The following is a 20,093-nucleotide window of genomic DNA, read 5'->3' on the forward strand; positions in this document are numbered from 1 at the left end:
AGGGAGTTGGAACGAGGCATTATTGTACAGATATCCGGCCCTGTGGTGGACGTGGAGATCGTCAAGGGCGAGCTGCCCCGGCTGCGGGAGGAGCTCACCGTGGAGAAAGACGGCGCCCTGCGGGTGATGGAGGTGGCCCAGCACGTAGGGCGCAGCACCGTGCGGTGCATCATGCTGTCCCCCAGCGAGGGGCTGGCCCGGGGGCTGGCGGTGGACGTGCCGGGGCACACCATCCAGGTGCCGGTGGGTCCTGTCACCCTGGGGCGGATGTTCAACGTGCTGGGCCAGCCCATCGACGGCGGCGGCCCCCTGCCCGAGGACACCCCGGTCCAGACCATCTACCGCAGGCCCCCCTCCTTTGAGGAGCAGAGCCCGGCGGTGGAGATTCTGGAGACGGGCATCAAGGTGATCGACCTGCTGGAGCCCTACCCCAGAGGGGGCAAGATCGGCCTGTTCGGCGGCGCCGGCGTGGGCAAGACGGTACTCATCCAGGAGCTGATTCACAACGTGGCTATGGAGCACGGCGGCTACTCCATTTTCACCGGTGTGGGCGAGAGAAGCCGGGAGGGCAACGACCTGTGGCGGGAGATGCGGGAGAGCGGCGTGTCGGACAAGACCGCCCTGGTTTTCGGCCAGATGAACGAGTCCCCCGGCGTGCGGATGCGGGTGGCCCTGTCGGGGCTGACCATGGCGGAGTACTTCCGGGACCGGGAGCACAAGGACGTGCTGCTGTTCATTGACAATATCTTCCGCTTTGTCCAGGCGGGCAGCGAGGTGTCCACCCTGCTGGGCCGGATGCCCTCCGCCGTAGGCTACCAGCCCACCCTTGCCAACGAGATGGGGGAGCTCCAGGAGCGGATTACCTCCACCAAGGCGGGCTCGGTCACCTCGGTCCAGGCGGTGTATGTCCCCGCCGACGACCTCACCGACCCGGCCACCGCCACCACCTTTGCCCACCTGGACGCCACCACCGTCCTGAGCCGGCGCATCTCCGAGCAGGGCATCTATCCGGCGGTGGACCCCCTGGCCTCCACCTCCCGGATTCTGGAGGCGGACATCGTGGGGGAGCGGCACTACCGCATCGCCCGGAGGGTCCAGGAGATTTTGCAGAAGTATCGGGAGCTCCAGGATATCATTGCCATCCTGGGCATGGACGAGCTGGGCGCCGAGGACCAGAGGACCGTGGCCCGGGCCCGGCGGCTCCAGCGCTTCCTGGCCCAGCCCACCCACGTGGCGGAGAAGTTTACTGGCATCCCCGGGGTCTATGTCCCCCTGAGGGACACCCTGGAGAGCTTTGAGGCGATCATCTCCGGAGAGATGGACCAGTACCCCGAGGCCGCCTTCTACAATGTGGGCACCTGGCGGGATGTGGAGGCCAAGGCAAAGACGATGGAGGAGAGCTGATGGAGACCTTTCAGGCGCACATTCTGGCGGCGGACCGGACCTTTTACGAGGGCCCCTGTCTGAGCATGACCATCCCCACCAGCGACGGCGAGCTGGGCATTCTGCCCCACCACAGCGCCATGATTGCCGCCGTACAGCCCGGAACGCTGCGCTTTCAGCCCCAGGACCAGCCCGTCCAGCTGGCCGCCATCTCACCTGGCATGGTGAAGGTGGAGGGAAATGAGGTGCTGGTGCTGGTGGACTCGGTGGAGCGGCCGGAGGAGATCGACGCTGTCCGGGCCCAGCGGGAGGCCGACCAGGCCCGGGAGGCCCTGCTGCAGAAGAAGAGCCGGCAGGAGCACCAGATCGCCCAGGCCACCCTGGCCCGGGCCCTGAACCGCCTGCGGGTGAAGGGGCTGGGAAGCTAGCAGAGCGTCTGCCGGATACGGGGGCGAAATCCCCGTATCCGGCCTTTCCTGTCTGCGGGCTTTTGTGCAAAAAAGAGAAAATGAAATTTTAGCGAATTAGCGCTTTACTTTACTAAAAAGCAGGAGTAAACTGACACCATAGCTTTTTGGGAGGACACCCTTATGGAATTGGATCTGAATATCCTCCGCCCTCAGGAGCGGATCTCCCTGCAGGTGCGGCTGCTCTATGAGCAGGCGGGCTTCCGTCAGTACCACATGGGCCGGTTCGAGGAGTACGGCCTGTACCAGGAGAACCGGCGCTTTCTGTCCAGCGAGCAGGTGATCACCTTCACCGACCTGGACGGCCGGCTGCTGGCCCTCAAGCCCGATGTGACCCTCTCCATCGCCAAGAACGCCCAGGTGGGGGAGGACGGCTGCGGGCGGTACTACTATGTGGAGAACGTCTACCGCCCCAGCCAGGAGAGCCATACCTTCAAGGAGATCAGCCAGATGGGCCTGGAGTGCATCGGCGCGGTGGACGGCCAGGTCATTGCCCAGGCGGTCTCTCTGGCCATCCGGAGCCTGGCCCTCACCGGCCGGGACTTTGTGCTGGAGCTGAGCCATATGGGCTTTGTCACCGGACTGTTTGACGCGGTGGGGGCCCCCGAGGGGGTCCGGCCCCAGCTGCTCACCTGCATCCGGGACCGGAATGCCCACGAGCTTCAGCGCCGGGGGGAGGCGGCAGGCCTGTCCCGCCAGGGGACGGACGCCCTGTGCCGCCTGTCCGCCCTGGCAGGGGACTGGAAGACCGTTCTGGCAGCGGCGGAGCCCCTGGCCCTCAACGCCTCTATGGGGAGCGCCCTCGCCGGGCTGCGCGACCTGTGCCAGGCCCTGGAGGACCAGGGCCAGACCGATCGGCTCAAGCTGGACCTGTCCCTGGTCAACGACATGGACTACTACAACGGACTGGTCCTCCAGGGCTTTTTGGAGGGCCTGCCCCGGGCGGTGCTCAAGGGGGGGCAGTACGACCTGCTGGCCCGGCAGTTCCGCCCCGGCGCCAGGGCCATCGGCTTTGCCCTCTACCTGGATGAGCTGAACCGCTTTGCCGACACTGCCCCGGCCCAGGAGGGGAAAAGGGGCTTTCTCAGCGTGGCCCTGCCCAAGGGCCGGCTGGGGGACAAGGTCTACAATTTGCTGGCCGGGGTGGGCTACGGCTGCCCGGAGAATTATAACGACACCCGGAAGCTGGTGGTGGAGAACCCTGAGGCGGGCATCCGGTACTTCCTGGTAAAGCCCAGCGATGTGGCTATCTATGTGGAGCACGGCGCGGCGGATATCGGCATTGTGGGCAAGGACATTCTGGAGGAGTCGGGGGCCGACGTCTATGAGCTGCTGGACACCGGGCTGGGCAGGTGCCGGATGTGCGTGGCGGGGCCGGCGGACTTTCAGGACGACCCGGGCCGGCCCCTGCGGGTGGCAACCAAGTTCGTCAACATCGCCAAGGCCTACTTTGTCGCCCAGAGCCGGGACATCGACATCATCAAGCTCAACGGCTCCATCGAGCTGGCCCCCATTCTGGGCCTGTCCGACGTGATTGTGGACATCGTGGAGACCGGGACCACCCTGAAGGAGAACCATTTGAAGGTGTTGACCGAGTTTATGCCTGTCTCCGCCCGGTTCATCGCCAACCGGGCCGCCTATCACTTCCTCCATCGGGAGATCGACACCCTGCTGGAGAAGCTGTCCGGCGCTATGACATGAGATTTGTGAGGTGACCTCTATGAGCCGGTTTCTGTCCCCCGAGGCGGCATGCCTCGCCCCCTACACCCCCGGCGAGCAGCCGGTGGACATGCAGTATGTGAAGCTGAACACCAACGAGAACCCCTTCCCCCCCTCTCCCAAGGTGGTGGAGGCCATTACCTGGGGGGAGGTGGAGGGGCTGAAGCTGTACTCCGACCCCGCCTGCGGCCGGCTGAACAAGGCCATTGCCGCCCGGTACGGCCTGGAGCCGGAGAACGTCATCTCGGGCAACGGCTCAGACGAGATTCTGGCCTTCGCCTTCCGGGCCTTCTGCGGCACGGGGCGGGGGGTGGCATTTGCCGACATCACCTATAGCTTTTACCGCTCCCAGGCCGCCCTCTTCGGCCTGGAGGCGGCCGTTGTCCCCCTGCGGGAGGACTTTTCCCTGGATGTGGACGACTATATGGACTTCTCCGGCACGGTGGTCATTGCCAATCCCAACGCCCCCACCGGCATGGCGATTCCCCGGGCGGACATTCGCCGCCTGCTGGAGGCCAATGGGGAGCGGGTGGTCATTGTGGACGAGGCCTATGTGGACTTCGGCGGGGAGAGCTGCGTCCCGCTGGTGGAGCAGTTTGACAACCTGCTGGTGGTCCAGACCATGTCCAAGAGCCGGTCCCTGGCCGGGGGGCGGCTGGGTTTCGCCCTGGGGAGCGGGGAGCTGATTGCTGCCCTGAACCGGGTGAAGTACAGCTTCAACCCATACAACGTCAACCGCCTGTCCATCCTGGCCGGAGCGGCCGCCATGGAGGACGGGGACTATTTTCAGAGCTGCTGCCAGACCATCCGGGACAACCGGGCCTGGCTGACGGGGCAGCTGGAGGAGCTGGGCTTTGCCGTTCTGCCCTCCCAGGCCAACTTCGTCTTTGCAAAAAGTGATAAGCTCTCCGGGGGCGGCCTGTACCGGGGCCTGAAAAGGAATGGCGTGCTGGTCCGCTGGTGGGCGGACAGCGGCCGGATTGAGGACTATGTCCGCATCACGGTGGGCTCTATGGAGCAGCTGGAGCGGCTGATCGCTGAAATCAAAACAATGCTGGAGGAGGGGTCATGATGCGCACGGCTGAGATCACACGGGACACCCGGGAGACCCAAATTCGGCTCTCTCTGAATCTGGACGGGTCGGGAAAGGCGGACATCGCCACCGGCGTGGGCTTTCTGGACCACATGCTGGAGCTCTTCGCCCACCACGGGGACTTCGACCTGTCAGTGCGCTGTCAGGGAGACACCCAGGTGGACGGCCACCACTCGGTGGAGGACATCGGCATTGTCCTGGGCCAGGCCTTCACCCGGGCCCTGGGGGACAAGCGGGGCATTGTCCGCTACGGGCAGTTCCTGCTGCCCATGGACGAGACCCTGGTCCTCTGCGCCGCCGACCTCAGCGGCCGGGATTTTCTGGGCTGGGTGGTGGAGCTGCCCAGCCAGAGGGTGGGGGACTTCGACACTGAGCTGGGAAAGGAGTTCTGGCTGGCCTTTGTCCGGGCCTGTCCCGGCTCGGTCCATATCCGCCAGCTGGCGGGGGAGAACACCCACCACATTCTGGAGGCGGTGTTCAAGGGGATGGGCCGCACCCTGAAAATGGCTGTAGCCCTGGACCCCAGGCATACAGACGAGATTCCCAGTACGAAAGGGGTGCTGTAATATGATCGCGATTGTGGATTACGGTGTGGGCAATCTGTTTTCCCTGTCCTCCAGCTTGAAGGCACTGGGGCTGGAGACCGAGGTGACCCGGTCAGAGGAGCGGCTCCGGGCCGCCGACCGGATCATCTTCCCCGGCGTGGGGGCCTTCGGAGACGCCCGGGCCAAGCTGGAGGAGACCGGGCTTGTGCCCGTCCTCCGGGAGGAGGCGGAGCGCAAGCCCCTCATGGGCATCTGCCTGGGGATGCAGCTGCTCTTCGACAGGGGTTTTGAGTACGGCGAGCACGAGGGACTGGGGCTTATCCCCGGCCAGGTGGTGGACCTGCGGCCCGACCTGAACGATCCCTCCCTCAAGGTGCCCCACATGGGCTGGAACAGCCTGCGGATTGTGAAGGACGACCCTCTGTTCAAGTACTTCAAGGACGGGGAGTATGTCTACTATGTCCACAGCTTCTATGCCCGGGACTGCGGGGACTGCGTCCTGGGCGCCTCGGAGTACGGCGGGGTGGCCGTCACCGGGGCGGCCCGGAGGGGGAACGTCTGGGGAGTCCAGTTCCACCCGGAGAAGTCGGGGGACGCGGGGCTGCGGCTGCTGCGGGCCTTCGCCGAGCTGTAAGGGGGAGGATATCATGGAGATTTTTCCAGCCATCGACCTGCGGGGGGGCCAGGTGGTCCGCCTGTTCCAGGGGGACTATGACAAGGAGACGGTCTACGGGCAGGACCCCTGCGCCGCTGCCCGTGGCTTTCTGGAGGCCGGAGCCCAATACCTCCACCTGGTGGACCTGGACGGGGCCCGGGACGGCGCCCTGGCCAACTTTGAGACCATCGCCGCCATCGTGAGACAGGGCGGGCTGTACATCGAGGTGGGGGGCGGCATCCGCACCGAGGAGCGCATCCGGCAATATCTGGACCTGGGGGTGGGCCGGTGCATTCTGGGCACCATCGCCGTGAAGGACTTCGGCTTCACCGCCCGGATGGCCCAAAAATACGGGGACCGGATCGCTGTGGGGGTGGACGCCCGGGACGGCTTTGTGGCCGTCAACGGCTGGAAGGAGCTGTCCCCGGAGCGGGGGGCGGACTTCTGCCGCCGCCTGCGGGACGCGGGGATCAAGACCGTCATCTACACCGACATCAGCCGGGACGGGGCGGAACAGGGGACCAACCTGGAGCTGTATCGCCAGCTGGTTCAGATTGAGGGCCTGAGCGTCACCGCCTCCGGGGGGGTCAGCTCCCTGGAGGAGCTGCGGGAGCTGGAGGCCATGGGCGTCCGGGCCGCCATTCTGGGCAAGGCCCTGTACACCGGCCGGCTGGACCTGAAAACTGTGATAAAAGAGGTGGGCACATGCTAGCCAAGCGCATTATCCCATGCCTGGACGTGAAGGACGGGCGGGTGGTCAAGGGGACCAACTTCCAGGGCCTGCGGGATATGGCCGACCCGGTGGAGATGGCCCGGTTTTACAACGACTCCGGGGCGGACGAGCTGGTGTTCTATGACATCACCGCCTCCGCCGAGGGGCGGGGACTGTTTATCGACATCCTGCGCCGGGTGGCCTCCGAAATCTTTATCCCGCTCACTGTGGGGGGCGGCATCCGGACGGTGGACGACTTCGACCGGGTGCTGAAATGCGGGGCGGACAAGGTGTCGGTGAACTCCGGGGCCATTGCCGACCCCTCGGTCATCAGGGCGGCGGCCCGGAAATACGGCGACCAGTGCGTGGTGCTGTCCATGGACGTGAAGCGGGTGGACGGCCAGTTCCGGGTGTTCGCCAAGGGCGGCCGGGAGAACACCGGCATGGACGCCATGGAGTGGGCTGTCCGGTGCGTGAACGACGGGGCGGGGGAGATTGTCCTCAACTCCATCGACACCGACGGGGTGAAGGGCGGCTTTGACCTGGAGATGCTGGACCAGCTGGCCGCCAGAGTGAAGGTGCCCATTATCGCCAGCGGCGGGGCGGGGACCATGGAGGATTTTGCGGAGCTCTTCACCCACCCGGGCATCGACGCGGGGCTGGCCGCCTCCATCTTCCACACCCGGCAGGTGGACATTAAGGAGCTGAAGCGCTGCCTGCGCCGGCAGGGCGTGGAGATGAGAATGTAACGGGAGGGTGCTGAGATGCTGTTCGGCAGCTGGAGAAGAAAGGCGCCGGAGCCCGCTCCCCGGGAGGAGCGGTATCTGGAGTTTGACAGCTTCCCCTTCAAGCTGGCTGTTGTGCAGGAGCTGATGTATGAGCGGAGGCTTCTGGGCGAGCCCTACCGGGGCGGAGACGCGTTTATGGAGCGCTATGCCGGCGACCTGGAGACGGTCTCCGAGGAGGAGGCCATCCGCCGCCTGCTGCCCCACATTGCGGAGGCGGAGGCGTATTTCAGAGAGCTGAAAATCCCCGCTGGCCTGGCCGGTGAGATCAAGGGCCTGTATGTGGGGGAGGAGCTGGACGTCTACTACCAGATCAATCCCCAGTGGGGGGACTTTGAATGCTTTGAGGACGGAGACGCCTTCGATATTAAGGACATCACGGAGCGGGAGATCAGGCAGTTCCCCAATTTGAAGGAGGTCCTCTTCTTCAACATGTACCACGACCCGCCGGAGGAGCTGATCCGAAAGCTGGAGGGCTGGGGATACACGGTGAAGTACGATTGACACAAGATAAAGGAGTATCTGCATGGAGCTGAAATTTGACGAGAAGGGGCTGATCCCCGCCATTGTCCAGGACCACTACACCAAACAGGTGCTGACTCTGGCCTATATGAACGCGGAGAGCCTGGCCATTACCATTGACGAGGGCCGCACCTGCTTCTGGAGCCGGAGCCGTCAGGAGCTGTGGCGCAAGGGGGAGACCAGCGGCAATGTGCAGAAGGTGGTGTCCATCACCGCCGACTGCGACGGCGACGCCCTGGTGGTGGAGGTGGTCAAGAACGGCCCTGCCTGCCACACCGGGGCGGAGAGCTGCTTTTTCAACCGGATACACCTGTCCGACGAACTGAAAGCCTTCAGCTATGTGGGGCTGTACCGGCTCATTGAGGGCCGGAAAACTGACCCCAAGGAGGGCAGCTACACCACCTACCTCTTTGACAAGGGGCTGGATAAGATTTTGAAAAAGGTAGGGGAGGAGTGCACCGAGGTCATCATCGCCGGGCGCAAGGAGGACAGGGAGGAGACGGTCTATGAGATTGCCGACCTGTGCTACCACGTGATGGTGCTGATGGTGCAGATGGGCATCCCGGTGGAGGACGTCACCCGGGAGCTGGAGAAGCGCCACGTGGTGGATCACAAGGTGAAGCAGGAGCGGATGCAATGAGGAAATTCTGTTCTGTCCACACCCACTCCACCCTGTGCGACGGGAAGGACACCCTGACGGAGATGGCCCGGGCGGCCTTTGAGGCTGGGGCGGTCTCCTTCGGGGCCTCGGGCCACAGCCATACCCCCATGCCCGAGGACGAGGGACAGGTCCTGCCGGCGGACATGGCAGCCTACCGGGCCGAGGTCCTCCGCCTGCGGGAGGAGTACGCCGGACGGATGGACGTGCTGCTGGGCATTGAGCTGGACAGCTGCGCCGACGTGACGGCGGAGGGGTTTGACTACTGGATCGGCAGCGCCCACCGGCTGCGGGGGCCGGACGGCCGGCTTTACACCGTGGACTGGAAGCCGGAGCTGCTGGCCGCCTGCCGGGACGGCGCCTTTGGGGGCGACGGCCTGGCCATGGCGGAAGCCTACTACGCCGAGGCGGCCGCTATGGCGGCCCGAAGGCCCACCATTTTGGGCCACATCGACCTCATCACCAAGTTCAACGAGGACGGCGGCTTCTTTGACGAGGCGGCGCCCCGATACCGGGCCGCCGCTCTGGCCGCCCTCCGGGCCGCCGACCCGAAGGCCACCCTGCTGGAGATCAATACCGGGGCCATGTCCCGGGCCTGCCGGAGCGTCCCCTATCCGGCCCTGTTCCTCCTGGAGGAGTGGCGGAGCATGGGGGGGCGGATCATCCTCACCGCCGACGCCCACAGCGCAGGCGGCGTTGTCTACGGCTATGACCAGGCGGCGGAGCTGGCCCGGAGGGCGGGCTTTGACCGCTCTGTGGTGCTGTTGCGGAGGGGAGCGGAGGAGTGTCCGCTGTGAAAAAGAAGGCTCAGCGAAAGGACCGCCTCCCGGCGGTTCTTTTTTCTAAAAGTGAGCGATAGGTGTTGTAATTGAAAACCGTTTATGATATACTCAAGGCAACTATCCTTGGGTGGTGGCGCGGTCCGCCCCACGCACAAGCTGAAAGAAATGAGGATGTAGATTATGCGCAAGAGTATCAAAAAAACTGTATTTATCCGGGTTACTGCGGCGCTGCTGTCCATTTTGCTGTTCAGCGGAGTGACCACCTTCAACCTGCTGCGGATAAAGGGTATGCAGGAGAGAAGCAGCAGCACCATCGCTGTGCTCAACCAGGCTCAGAGTGCGGAGACAGCCCACTATAAGTGGTCTGGCAATCTGAGCAAGGCCCTGTACGCCGGCGGCCAGTTCCCGGGCACTGACGATACCCAGTGTGTGCTGGGCCAGTGGGTTTACGGCGAGGCCGGCACCGACGATGCCCAGATCCTGGCCCTGCGCCAGGAGATCCAGCCCCTGCATAAGCAGCTGCACCAGTCTGTGGCGGAGGTGCAGTCCATGATGTCGGTCAGCCCGGCCCAGGCCCAGAGCTACTATCAGGATACCATCCAGTCCAACCTGACCACTCTGGTGGGCAAGCTGGACCAGGTGATCGAACGGGCGACCAGCCTGAATGATGAGAGTATCGAGCAGATGCACTCCACCATTATGATGATGCAGGCGATCACCGCCGTCTGTCTGGTGCTGGCCCTGTTCTGCCTCATGAGCCTGGTGCTGTACGTGCTGAAGAACGTGCTTGCCCCCATCCTGCAAATTACCCGGCAGGTCCAGCCCCTCCACGACGGCAATCTGGACCTGGTGCTGGAGCACAAGACCGACGACGAGCTGGGCGACCTGGCCGGAACGCTGGAGAAGGCCATGGAGCTGATCCGGAGCTACATATGGGACCTGAACCGGGTGATGGAGCAGCTGGCACAGGGCAACTTCAACACCAAGACTGCCACCCCCTTTATCGGCGACTTCCGCTCCATCGAGACCTCCATCGACAAGCTGACCTCCGGACTGTCTGATACCATCAACAGCATTTGCCAGGCTCAGCAGCGGGTATCGGGCAACGCCGAGCACCTGTCCAGCGGGGCTCAGAACCTGGCACAGGGAGCCACCGAGCAGGCCAGCGCCGTCCAGGAGCTGTATGCCACCCTGGATACCCTGTCTCAGAACGCCAATCAGAATGTGTCCGCCGCAGCTGAGGCCCAGGAGAACGCCCGCCTCACCGGCGAGCAAGTGACCGTCAGCGGCCGGCAGATGGAGGACATGGTGGCCGCCATGAAGGATATCACCGAGGCCTCTCAGCAGATTGAGAAGATTATCGCCACCATTGAAAACATCGCCTTCCAGACCAATATTCTGGCTCTGAACGCTGCTGTGGAGGCCGCCCGGGCGGGCTCCGCCGGCAAGGGCTTCGCTGTGGTGGCGGACGAGGTGCGCAACCTGGCCTCCAAGTCTGATGAGGCGGCCAAGGCCACCAAGGGCCTGATTGAGAACTCCGTCCAGGCCACCGAGCGGGGCAGCCACATCGTGGACGAGGTTTCCGACACGCTGAGAAAGACCCTGGAGCTGGTTACCAAGTCCAACGAGGCGATCAGTGTCATCAGCCAGGCGGTGAAGAGCGACGCGGAGGCCATCTCCCAGGTCACCGAGGGCATCGGCCAGATTTCCGCCGTGGTCCAGAGCAACTCTGCCAGCAGCGAGGAGTCCGCCGCTGTCAGCTCTGAGCTGTTCAGCCAGGTGCAGCTGATGGAGGAGCAGACCAGAAGGTTCAAGCTGAAGGCCTGAACAGGCATATAAAACCGGCGCGGGAATTACTTCCCGCGCCGGTTTTTCATGTCTCTATGAGGGCTGGGGTGGAGGGCTCCGCCGGGTCATATCGTCCCGAAGGATCTGATAGAACGTGGCGGCCAGAGGGACGGCCAGCAGCATCCCGCCTATACCCAGCACGCCGCCGCCTACGGTGACAGCGGCCAGCACCCAGATGCCGGGCAGGCCGATGGAGGAGCCCACCACTCTGGGATAGATCAGGTTGCCCTCCAGCTGCTGGAGGACAGAGATGAAAACCAGAAACAGCAGGGCCTTGATGGGGGAGACGGTGAAGATCAGAAAGGCCCCCACCCCTGCGCCGATGTAGGCCCCGGCCACCGGAATCAGAGCGGTGAAGCCGATGAGGGTGCCCACCATGGAGGCGTAGGGGAACTGGAAAAGCAGCATCCCGGCCATGCACAGCAGGCCCAGGATCACCGCCTCAGTGCACTGACCCACCACAAAGCGGCGGAAGCAGTTGTGCAGGGTCTCCAGAAAGTAGAGCAGGCGGCTGTACCAGCCGGGTTTCAGATAGGTTTTCAGCACCAGAGCGCACTGCCAGGACAGCTTCTCCTTGCCCATGAGCAGGTAGATGGAGAAAATGATGCTGACGACAGCGGTGAAGGCGGTGGACACAGTGGCGGAGACCAGGGACATCAGAGAACCCATCACGCCCCCCAGTCCGGCGAGAAGGAAGTTCACCGCCTTGACGGCCAGCTCCTGCCAGTTGATGGTGCCGTCGGAGGCGAACAGGCCGGACAGGGCGGCCAGCTGCTCCTGGTTCTCGTTGATTTTGACGCTCAGATTCTGGAGCAGGGGGACCAGCTCCTGGAGGAGCAGTGTGACGCTCTGAATCAGCTCGGGCAGAATCATCCTGATGATGAGTACCACCAGGGCGATCAGACTGGCGTAAGACAGCAGCAGGCACACCGGCCGGCGGCTTTTGACCACGGCCCGGCTTTGGGATCTGGGAAAATAGCAGTTCTCATACATGCTCATGAGGATGTTGACAGCGTAGGCGATGACCGCTCCCAGCACCAGAGGAAAGCCGGCGCTGACGGCCAGAGCGGCCAGAGCGGTCAGCTTTTCCCAGTAATGGATGGCCAGATAGAGCCCGAACAGCACAGCGCCAAAGCGCAGCGGGGTTTTCCACTCTTGCCTCATCACAGGCCCTCCATCATGTTTACCCGGATAAAGCCCCCGTCCACACTGGTCTCCGCGATAAACTGGGGGACGGCGGGAATCATCAGCTCCCGGGGGCCGCCTCTGACCACGTAGACATTGTTGGCAGGGAGGGTGAGCACGTCGGCGATTTTGCCCAGCACGGTGCCGTCGGCGGCGTCCCGGACCTCCAGACCATAGATGTCCGCCAGGAAGAAGGCGCCCTCCGGCAGCTGGGCGTCCGAGCGGTCGATGTAGAGGGTGGCTCCCCGCAGAGACAGGGCGCTGGGCACGTCGCAGGGGCCCTCAAACTTCACAATGACCATATTTTTGTGGACCCGGGCCCGCTCCACCTGGATGGGCCAGTGGGCCTCGTCCACATACAGAGTCTTGAACTGACACAAAAACTCCGGCGAGTCCGCCCAGGGCTGAACCCTCACCTCGCCGTGCAGGCCGTGGACGTTGGTGACCTTGCCCACCTCAAGGTATTGTTGCAGCATTAAAAAATCCTCCCTTTTGGGATCGCGGGGGCGGTCTCCGTGCCGCCCCCTGCGGAAATACATAGTCCAAGGGCGCAGGAAGTTCCCTGCGCCCTTGATTCAATCGACGATATCCACGCTGAGGCGCTTTCCGGCCCGCTGGGCGGCGGAGCGCATCAGGACACGGATCTCCTTGGCGATGCGGCCCTGACGGCCGATCACCTTGCCCATGTCCTCCGGGGCGACCCGGAGCTCCAGGACGGTCTCGCCGTCGCCCTCGACCTCAGTGACAGACACCTGCTCAGGGTGCTCCACCAGGTTCTGGGCCACATAGGTCAGAAGCTCTTTCATGAAGTACCTCCAGCCTTACAGGGCGCCGGCTTTTTTCAGCAGGTCGCGGACGGTCTCGGTAGGCTGAGCGCCGGTCTTGATCCAGGCCTGGGCCCGATCCACGTCCACCTTCAGCATGCTGGGATCAACAGTGGGATTGTAGATGCCGATCTCCTCGATGAAACGACCGTCACGGGGATAGCGGGAATCGGCCACCACGATGCGGTAGAAGGGGGCCTTCTTGGCGCCCATGCGGCGCAGTCTGATTTTAACCATGTATCTTCACCTCCAAATGAATTTGTTTGTTTATATGGAAAGCGCACAAAGCGCTCTGCCAACGCTTTCAATGGCCCCCTTTGCAAGGGGGCTGTCAGCGAAGCTGACTGGGGGTTTTCCCTAGAAAATGATACGTTGAGAAAAACCTCCACCACCGCCTTCGGCGGCGGTCCCCCTCCCTTCAAAAGGGAGGCTTTAGAACGGCATTCCGCCCATTCTCGGCATTCCCCGGCCCTTTTTGCCCATCATTTTCCGCATACTCCTGGGCATCTTGCCGCCGGCAAACTGCTTTGTCATGGCCTGGAGCATGTCGAACTGCTTGAGCAGCCGGTTCACGTCCACCACCTGGGTGCCGGAGCCCGCGGCGATACGCTTTTTCCGGCTGGAGTTGAGCAGCTTGGGGTCCTCCCGCTCGGCGGGGGTCATGGACAGGATGATGGCCTCCATCCGCTGGAGGAGCTTTTCGTCCATGGAGGCCCCCTCCAGGTCGCTGGCCTTGACCCCGGGGATCATCCCGGCGATCTCGGTGAGGGAGCCCATGTTTTTCAGCTGCTTCATCTGGTCGTAGAAGTCGGTGAGGGTGAACTTGTTTTTCCGCAGCTTCTCCTGGAGCTCCAGGGCCTTCTTCTGGTCGAAGCTCTGCTCCGCCTTCTCGATGAGGGAGAGCATGTCCCCCATGCCCAGGATGCGGCTGGCCATCCGGTCGGGGTGAAAGACCTCGATCTGGTCCAGCTTTTCCCCCACGCCCACAAACTTGATGGGCTTTCCGGTGACCGCCTTGATGGACAGGGCCGCGCCACCCCGGGCGTCGCCGTCCAGCTTGGTGAGGAGAACGCCGTCGATATCCAGGGCGTCGTCGAAGGCCTTGGCGGCGTTCACCGCATCCTGGCCGATCATGGCGTCTACCACGAGAAGGATCTCGGTGGGCTCCACGGCGGCCTTGATGGCCCGCAGCTCGTCCATCAGCTCCTCGTCCACATGGAGCCGGCCGGCGGTATCCAGGAACACCATGTCGTTGCCATGCTTTTTGGCGTGCTCAACGGCGGCCTTGGCGATGTCCACCGGGTTGGTCTGGCCCATCTGAAAGACGGGGATGTCCAGCTGACTGCCCACCACCTCCAGCTGCTGAATGGCGGCGGGGCGGTAGATGTCGCAGGCGGCCAGAAGAGGCCGCTTGCCGTTCTGCTTTTTCATCAGGCCGGCCAGCTTGGCGCCGTTGGTGGTCTTGCCCGCGCCCTGCAGGCCCACCATCATCACCACCGTGGGGGGCTTGGAGGCGATGGTCAGCTTGGCCGCCGAGCCGCCCATCAGGCCGGTGAGCTCCTGGTTGACGATCTTGATGATCTGCTGGGCGGGGGAGAGGGCCTCCAGCACGTCGGCCCCCACCGCCTTTTCGGTGACCTGAGCCACGAACTGCTTGACCACCTTGAAGCTGACGTCGGCCTCCAGGAGGGCGAGCCGAATCTCCCGCATGGCCTCCTTCACGTCGGCCTCGGACAGCCGGCCCTTGCCCCGCAGCTTCTTGAAGGCGGCGGAGAGCTTTTCGGAAAGTCCTTCAAATGCCATGGGTTTACTCCTTTAGAAGAGTTTCGGCGGTGTCCCGAATCCGGACGGACAGCTCCTCCAGCTCCCCGTTGTCCTGCCGGGCAGCCAGCTCAGTGAGCCGGACCGCGTCGCCGCGCAGCTGCTCCAGCTGGGCGCGCATGGTGTGAAACCGCTTGATGAGCCCGGTCTTGTCCTCCAGGTCGGTTAGGACGGCCTCAGCCCGGACGATCACATCCCGGACCCCCTGACGGGTGATGCCGTAGTTCTCGGCGATCTCGCCCAGGGACAGGTCCTCGTTGTAGTACAGGTCGTAGAACTCCTTTTGGCGGTCAGTGAGCACGTCGCCATAGAAATCGAAGAGCATTGTCATGCGGTAGGCCTGACTTTTCACGGAGTACGACCCCCTCTTTAGCAAAAAATGTAAAGGCGAACAACTTTACATTGGGAACTTTACCACATTTCGCTCCGTTTGTCAAGTACAAATCCTTGACGGCGGGAGGCCTCCCTTTGGTATATTCCGCCAGGGGCGGGGGAAACTTGAAAAAAGCCTCTCCTCTTGTGGGGGAGGTGGCAGCGGCAAAGCTGCTGACGGAGGGGGGTGGAATGTTCCCCCTCAGTCTCGCTCCGCTTGACAGCTCCCCCACGGAGAGGGGAGCCTAAAATTCCTTTTTCAGGAGGCCTCTGTTATGAATACCCCCCATGTCCCCATGGACGCAGCCCACTTGAAGAAGTACGCGGCCAACGCCGCCCGAGAGATCAGGCTGGGCAGGACCGTCTCCTGCAGCGCCCTCTCCAGGGGACTGAAGGCCGATTTAAAAAAGGTCTGCCGCGCCCGGGAGTCGCTGAACTGCTGGAGCGCCTCTCAGACCAGCCTGCCCGGAGCGGCGGAGTGGCTGCTGGACAACCACTACCTGGCCCTGCGGGAGGGAGAGCGGGCCCGGGCCGCGCTGAAAGGGGGCAGGCCCCTGCGGGCCGTGGGCCGTGGGTCCGCTCTGCTGGAGCACTGTGTCCGGGGGATGCTGTGGGCGGTACCCGATCTGGACCAGGACAGGCTGGAAATTTATCTGGAGGGCTTTCAGTCGGTGTGTCCCCTGACCGAGCGGGAGCTGTCCCTGCTGGTTCCCGCTCTGGCGGGGGCGCTGACGGAGCAGCTGGCCCGGCTGTGCGGCGATTTGGAGGCCCTCAAGGAGGACCGGGTGTCCCCGGAGGGGATGAAGGCTGTCTTCACCGCCTTCCGCACCCTGTCCGGGGCGGAGTGGACCGCCCTGCTGGAGGGGGCCAGCGGGGTGGAGCGGATTTTGAATCAGGACCCCTCGGGCCACTACCCCCGCATGGATGAGGACACCCGCCGCCGCTACCGGCAGAGGGTCTGCCAGCTGGCCCGAAAAAAGGGCCTGGGGGAGGAGGAGACCGCCCGCCGCGTCCTGGAGCTGGCCCGGGCGGGGCAGGAGGCCCGGCGGCATGTGGGCTGGTATCTCTATCGGGAGCCTCTGGGGGCGGCTGAGCGGTCCCGCTCCGGGGTGAGCTACGCCCTGGCGGTGACCGGCCTGTCCCTGCTGGCCGCTTTGGCCCTGTGGCGGGCGGCGGGGACTCCGCTGGCCGCCGTTCTGCTCATTCTTCCCCTGTCTGACATTGTAAAGAATGTGCTGGACTTCCTCCTGGTCCGGCTGGTCCCGCCACGGCCGGTGCCCCGGATGGAGCTGGAGGGAGGTGTTCCCCGGGAGGGGCGCACCCTGTGCGTGGTGGTTTCCCTCCTCACCGGGGAGGACAGCGGCTCCAAGCTGGCCGCCCTGCTGGAGCGCTACCGGCTTGCCAACCGGGACGCGGGCCCCGAGCTGCGGCTGGGCATCCTGGCCGACCTGCCTGACAGCAATACCCCCATGGGCGGGGAGGGGGCGGCCTGGCTGGACAGCGCCCGCCGGGCGGTGGACGCCCTCAACGAGAAATACGGCGGCGGCTTCTACCTCTTTTTCCGCACCCCCGCCTTCAGCCCCCGGGACGAGCGGTATATGGGCTGGGAGCGGAAGCGGGGAGCCCTCACCGAGCTGGTCCGGCTGCTGAAGGGAAAGCACACAGGCCTGGAGGTCAGGGCAGGGGAGAAGCGGTGGCTGCGGGGGGTGAAGTACGTCATCACCCTGGACTCGGACACCAGCCTCAACGTGGGCACCGCCCGGGAGCTCACCGGGGCTATGCTCCACCCCCTGAACCAGCCGGTGATTGACCCCAAAAAGAAGATGGTCGTTGCCGGCCACGCCCTCTTCCAGCCCCGGGTGGCGGTGGAGCTGGAGGCGGCCAACAGGTCCTTCTTCGCCAAAATTTTCGGCGGGCTGGGGGGCGTGGACCCCTACGGAGCCACCGCCAGCGACGTCTACCACGACCTCTTCGATCAGGGCACCTACACAGGCAAGGGCGTCTTTTCGGTGGACGCCTTCTACGCCTGCCTGGACAGCCGCTTTCCTGACAACACCATCTTGTCCCACGACCTGCTGGAGGGCTGCTACCTCCGGGCGGGGCTGCTGGGGGAGGTGGAGCTCACCGACGGCTGCCCCTGGCAGGTGTATGCCTATTTCGCCCGTCTCCACCGCTGGGTCCGGGGGGACTGGCAGCTGCTCCCCTGGCTGGGGAGGCGTGTTCCGGACGGGCGCGGGGGGAGAGAGGACAACCCCCTGCCTCCCCTGGCAAGGTGGAAGATTCTGGACAATCTCCGCCGGTCCTTGAGTCCCGTTTTTACCCTGCTGATCCTGATACTGGGTATGTGCTTCTCAGGGCGGGTGTTCGCCTGGGCGGGGGGCGTGGCGGTGGCGGCGTCGGCCTCCAACCTGCTGCTGTCCGGGGCGGAGCTGGCCGTCCGCCGCTCCGGCAAGCGGCGGCGATACCACTCCACCGTCATCGCCGGACTGGCCGGAGCCATTTTGCAGACCGCCATTCAGCTCATCCTCCTGCCCTACCAGGCCTATATCTCCCTGACGGCCATCTCCTCCGCCCTGTGGCGGATGTCCGTCTCCCACCGGAACATGCTGGCCTGGGTCACCGCAGCCCAGACGGAGAGGGGGAAGGGGAGCATTCCCTTCTACTATAAAAAGGCCTGGTTTTCCGCGGCGGCGGGGGTTTTTGTGGCGGTTTTTGCCCAGCTGCGCTTTGGAAGGGCGGTGGGTGTGGTCTGGCTGCTGGCCCCCGCCCTGGCCTGGGCGGTGAGCCGGCCCTCCCGCCGGGGACGGGCCCTGCCCCCCGCTGACCGGGCCTTCCTCCTCCATGAGGCCACCCTCATCTGGCGGTATTTCTCCGACTTCCTCCGGGAGAAGGACGGCTACCTCCCCCCGGACAACTGGCAGGAGCAGCCTGGGCCTATGCTGGCCCGGCGGACCTCCCCCACCAACATCGGCATGGCACTGCTGTCGGTGATGGCGGCGGCCGATCTGGACCTGACCCCCAGAAAGCGGGCGGTGGAGCTCATCGGCCGCATCCTGGACACGGTGGAGGGGCTGGAGAAGTGGCGGGGGCACCTGTATAACTGGTACGACACCGCCACCAGAGCCCCTCTCCGCCCCCGGTATGTGTCCACCGTGGACAGCGGCAATCTGCGGGGCTGTCTGATCGCCCTGCGGGAGGGGCTGTACCAGTGGGGTGAGGACGTACTGGCCCGCCGGGCGGAGGCCCTGTCCGACGCCATGGACTGCGCCCCGCTGTTTGATAAGGAGCGGCGGCTGTTCTCCATCGGCTATGAGGTGGAGCGGGACCGGCTCACCGACGGCTTTTACGATCTGATGGCCAGCGAGGCCCGGCAGACCAGCTTCATCAGCGTGGCCCGGGGGGAGGTGCCCGCCCGCCACTGGAGGCGGCTGGGCCGGATGCTGCTGGGGGACAACGACTACTGCGGCATGGCCTCCTGGACGGGCACCATGTTTGAGTACTTCATGCCCAACCTCCTCCTGCCCTGCGAGCCCAACTCCTTCCTGTATGAGACCCTGTCCTTCTGCGTCTACGCCCAGAAGCGCCGGGGGGACAAGACCAAGCGCCCCTGGGGCATCTCCGAGTCGGGCTTCTACGCCTTCGACCCCGGCATGAGCTATCAGTACAAGGCCCACGGGGTCCAGGCACTGGGCCTGAAGCGGGGGCTGGACACCGAGCTGGTGGTGGCCCCCTACGCCTCCTTCCTGGCCCTGCTGCTGGCCCCCCGGAGTGCATTGAGAAACCTCCGCCGCCTGCGGGATATGGGCCTGGAGGGCCGCTACGGCCTCTATGAGGCGGTGGACTACACCTCCGCCCGCGTAGCGGGAGGAGAGGACCACGAGGTGGTCCGCTCCTATATGTCCCACCACCTGGGGATGAGCTTGGTGGCCATGGACAACGTCCTCCGGGACAACGTGATGCAGAAGCGGTTTATGAGGGACTGCGACATGTCCGCCTATCGGGAGCTGATCCAGGAGCGGGTGCCGGTGGGGGCCCCGGTGATGAAGCAGGAGGAGCGGGATTTTCCCGCGCGGCCCCGGCCCAACCCCGGTCCCGCCCTGGAGCGGAGGGGGGAGGACTTTGGCCGGCGCGCCCCCCGGTGCCACCTGGCGGGGGGCGGGAGCTACAGTGTGCTGGCCTGCGACAACGGCCTCACCGCCTCCCGGGCAGGGGAGCTGGCCGTCACCCTGGCCCGCCCCGGGGCGTATTACGCCCCCGCCGGGGTGTCCGCCTTTTTCAACGGCCCGGAGGGCCTGGTGGGGCTGACCCCCGCCCCTCTGTATCAGCGGGAGGGGCGGTACAGCTGGGAGTTCCATGCCGGAGGGGCCGTCTGGTCCTTTGAGGGGGAGGGGCTGTCCGCCCGGTTTTCCCTGTCCGTCCCCCGGCGGGAGCGGGGGGAGCTGCGCCGGGTGGAGCTGACCGCGAAGAAGCGGCTGGAGGGGGAGCTGCTGTTCTATCTGGAGCCCGTCCTGTGCCCCCGGCGGGATTTTGACGCCCATCCGGCCTTCTCCCGGCTCTTTCTGGAGTGCGCCCTGGAGGAGGGCGGGGCCCTGTTCCGCCGCCGCCCCCGGGGGGAGGAGGAGACCCCCTGTCTCTTCGCCGCCTGGACGGGGGAGGGGACGAGCGCCTGCCTGGACCGCTCCGCCGCCCTGGGCCGGGGGGGCCTGCGGGCCCTGCCCGGCC

Annotated in this window: 19 protein-coding genes; 13 read left to right on the plus strand and 6 right to left on the minus strand. The window is 64.8% G+C overall.

The features are described 5' to 3' along the window. Positions 1-6 precede the first annotated feature (6 nt). The 12 genes from atpD (at position 7) to D1641_RS12340 (ending at position 11,148) form a co-directional block, all read left to right on the plus strand. A complete protein-coding gene (gene atpD, locus D1641_RS12285; RefSeq protein ID WP_160666121.1) occupies positions 7-1,404 on the plus strand; it encodes a F0F1 ATP synthase subunit beta in 1,398 nt (465 codons plus the stop codon). After that, positions 1,404-1,811 carry an ATP synthase F1 subunit epsilon gene (gene atpC / locus D1641_RS12290; RefSeq protein ID WP_160666123.1) on the plus strand — a complete coding sequence of 136 codons (408 nt, stop codon included), beginning with the start codon at positions 1,404-1,406 and terminating at the stop codon, positions 1,809-1,811. The genes atpD and atpC overlap by 1 nt, the downstream gene beginning before the upstream one ends. 162 nt (positions 1,812-1,973) lie before the next feature. Next, complete coding sequence (hisG, locus tag D1641_RS12295; RefSeq protein WP_160666125.1) at positions 1,974-3,551, plus strand: ATP phosphoribosyltransferase; 1,578 nt, start codon at positions 1,974-1,976, stop codon at positions 3,549-3,551. A 19-nt stretch (positions 3,552-3,570) separates the two neighbouring features. Further along, complete coding sequence (gene hisC / locus D1641_RS12300) at positions 3,571-4,641, plus strand: histidinol-phosphate transaminase (protein ID WP_160666127.1); 1,071 nt, start codon at positions 3,571-3,573, stop codon at positions 4,639-4,641. Then, positions 4,641-5,228 (plus strand): imidazoleglycerol-phosphate dehydratase HisB, encoded by a 588-nt coding sequence (gene hisB, locus D1641_RS12305; protein WP_160666157.1) that lies wholly within the window; start codon positions 4,641-4,643, stop codon positions 5,226-5,228. The genes hisC and hisB overlap by 1 nt, the downstream gene beginning before the upstream one ends. 1 nt (position 5,229) lies before the next feature. Beyond that, on the plus strand, positions 5,230-5,841 hold the full coding sequence (gene hisH / locus D1641_RS12310; protein ID WP_160666129.1) for an imidazole glycerol phosphate synthase subunit HisH: 612 nt from the start codon (positions 5,230-5,232) through the stop codon (positions 5,839-5,841). A gap of 13 nt (positions 5,842-5,854) precedes the next feature. After that, positions 5,855-6,574, plus strand: coding sequence for a 1-(5-phosphoribosyl)-5-[(5-phosphoribosylamino)methylideneamino]imidazole-4-carboxamide isomerase (hisA, locus tag D1641_RS12315; RefSeq protein WP_160666131.1), 720 nt, complete (start codon positions 5,855-5,857; stop codon positions 6,572-6,574). Next, positions 6,568-7,323 (plus strand): imidazole glycerol phosphate synthase subunit HisF, encoded by a 756-nt coding sequence (gene hisF / locus D1641_RS12320; RefSeq protein ID WP_160666133.1) that lies wholly within the window; start codon positions 6,568-6,570, stop codon positions 7,321-7,323. Before hisA ends, hisF begins: the two co-directional genes overlap by 7 nt. Positions 7,324-7,338: 15 nt before the next feature. Then, positions 7,339-7,863: a hypothetical protein gene (locus D1641_RS12325; RefSeq protein ID WP_160666135.1), complete on the plus strand. Its 525-nt coding sequence runs from the start codon at positions 7,339-7,341 to the stop codon at positions 7,861-7,863. A gap of 22 nt (positions 7,864-7,885) precedes the next feature. After that, complete coding sequence (hisIE, locus tag D1641_RS12330; protein WP_160666137.1) at positions 7,886-8,521, plus strand: bifunctional phosphoribosyl-AMP cyclohydrolase/phosphoribosyl-ATP diphosphatase HisIE; 636 nt, start codon at positions 7,886-7,888, stop codon at positions 8,519-8,521. Next, positions 8,518-9,336 (plus strand): histidinol-phosphatase HisJ family protein, encoded by an 819-nt coding sequence (locus D1641_RS12335; protein WP_160666139.1) that lies wholly within the window; start codon positions 8,518-8,520, stop codon positions 9,334-9,336. Before hisIE ends, D1641_RS12335 begins: the two co-directional genes overlap by 4 nt. A gap of 165 nt (positions 9,337-9,501) precedes the next feature. Beyond that, the gene (locus D1641_RS12340; protein WP_160666141.1) at positions 9,502-11,148 is read left to right on the plus strand and encodes a methyl-accepting chemotaxis protein; all 1,647 of its coding nucleotides are present in this window, start codon (positions 9,502-9,504) and stop codon (positions 11,146-11,148) included. A 54-nt stretch (positions 11,149-11,202) separates the two neighbouring features. Here D1641_RS12340 and D1641_RS12345 read toward each other — a convergent pair whose 3' ends face one another. The 6 genes from D1641_RS12345 to ylxM form a co-directional block, all read right to left on the minus strand. Continuing rightward, the gene (locus D1641_RS12345) at positions 11,203-12,333 is read right to left on the minus strand and encodes an AI-2E family transporter (protein ID WP_160666143.1); all 1,131 of its coding nucleotides are present in this window, start codon (positions 12,331-12,333) and stop codon (positions 11,203-11,205) included. Next, positions 12,333-12,830 (minus strand): ribosome maturation factor RimM, encoded by a 498-nt coding sequence (gene rimM / locus D1641_RS12350; RefSeq protein ID WP_160666145.1) that lies wholly within the window; start codon positions 12,828-12,830, stop codon positions 12,333-12,335. The genes D1641_RS12345 and rimM overlap by 1 nt, the downstream gene beginning before the upstream one ends. Positions 12,831-12,929: 99 nt before the next feature. After that, on the minus strand, positions 12,930-13,160 hold the full coding sequence (locus D1641_RS12355; RefSeq protein ID WP_160666147.1) for a KH domain-containing protein: 231 nt from the start codon (positions 13,158-13,160) through the stop codon (positions 12,930-12,932). Between the two features lie 15 nt (positions 13,161-13,175). Beyond that, positions 13,176-13,415, minus strand: a complete 240-nt coding sequence (gene rpsP, locus D1641_RS12360; protein ID WP_160666149.1) for a 30S ribosomal protein S16 — start codon at positions 13,413-13,415, stop codon at positions 13,176-13,178. 195 nt (positions 13,416-13,610) lie between these two features. Next, positions 13,611-14,981, minus strand: a complete 1,371-nt coding sequence (gene ffh, locus D1641_RS12365) for a signal recognition particle protein (protein ID WP_160666151.1) — start codon at positions 14,979-14,981, stop codon at positions 13,611-13,613. 4 nt (positions 14,982-14,985) lie between these two features. Further along, the gene (gene ylxM, locus D1641_RS12370) at positions 14,986-15,351 is read right to left on the minus strand and encodes a YlxM family DNA-binding protein (protein WP_160666153.1); all 366 of its coding nucleotides are present in this window, start codon (positions 15,349-15,351) and stop codon (positions 14,986-14,988) included. A 295-nt stretch (positions 15,352-15,646) separates the two neighbouring features. Here ylxM and D1641_RS12375 point away from each other — a divergent pair. Further along, positions 15,647-20,093, plus strand: a 4,447-nt coding sequence (locus D1641_RS12375) for a glucoamylase family protein (RefSeq protein WP_279285691.1), incomplete at its 3' end; no start/stop codon positions are given.

This window comes from Colidextribacter sp. OB.20, from assembly GCF_009911595.1.
Lineage (GTDB): Bacteria > Bacillota > Clostridia > Oscillospirales > Oscillospiraceae > Lawsonibacter.